2 protein-coding genes are annotated in these 1,003 nt (G+C 42.0%); both read left to right on the forward strand.

Annotation, left to right across the window (positions count from 1 at the left end; translation table 11 throughout):
• Window positions 1-650, forward strand: a 650-nt coding sequence (locus tag G7Y42_RS14860) for a hypothetical protein (RefSeq protein ID WP_165038325.1), incomplete at its 5' end; no start/stop codon positions are given.
• 18 nt (window positions 651-668) lie between these two features.
• The coding region (locus G7Y42_RS14865; protein WP_165038327.1) for an LPXTG cell wall anchor domain-containing protein at window positions 669-1,003 on the forward strand (335 nt) is incomplete at its 3' end.

Here is a 1,003-nt window from a genome sequence, read left to right on the forward strand (position 1 = left end):
CCTATGGCAATCAGTACAAAATCACGTGGAAAGGAACGCCATGGAACAATACAACGGTCTCCACAGCGCCAACCTTCCGATATGAACTGGATTATGATGCCAATCTGGAACTGATCAATGGCGATATGTTCTTACCAGACAGCCGCTCAACTACCACCAACCGTGTGATAGAGAATGGGGGATTAAGTTTCAAAGATGTCCCACAAGAATTACGATTTAATGCCACAAAATTATCAACGGATCTCAATGAACAACTGATTGCAAGAGAAGACAAAGATTGGGAAATCGGCATCACTGATTTTAGAGGAACGAAAGCCAAATCAGTTACGGATTCTGATGTAGCCCGTCAAGATTGGGATCTAGTCGCGACAGTTGCGCCGTTTAAAGATTCATCTAATCAAGAAATCGGGTTAGAAACCTTAGGTATCACCTATGTCGATGAAACGAATACCAAGCATGAATTAAGTGAAACAGAAACGTTGATCAATCAACATGAAGTTTCTGGAGAAACGCCAAAAGAGCATCATGAACAACAAATCAAATGGGCGGAAGGAAAAGGTCTACAAGCAGTAGTGCATGATCGTAATCAATTAAAAACGGATGAAACGTATCAAGCAGATGTGACCTTTGAACTAAGAAGTGCACCTTAAAGAATAGGAGACGATAAGATGAAAAGAATGAGGACGTTGTTTATTCTGAGTCTACTGTCGCTATTCTTAGGTGTAACGACAGTGACCGGTTATGCGGAAAGCAATACGGTCTCGGTAGAGGCCGGCATTCAGTTTGTGGAAGATCAGGGCAGTCATTCGGACTCTGATTCTACTAGTGAAGAGCCTTCCGATGAGACTGGTAGTAAAATCCCCAATGAGTCGGGAACAACTACAAATAGCTCAGCTGAAAATACAGGAGCATTGCCTAAAACGGGTGAGCGTCGTTCGATTATTTTACTGGTAATAGGAATTTTACTGGTACAAACAACGATGGCATGTATTTTCATAAGGAA

This window comes from Enterococcus sp. ZJ1622 (assembly GCF_011038845.1).
Classification (GTDB): Bacteria; Bacillota; Bacilli; order Lactobacillales; family Enterococcaceae; genus Enterococcus_B.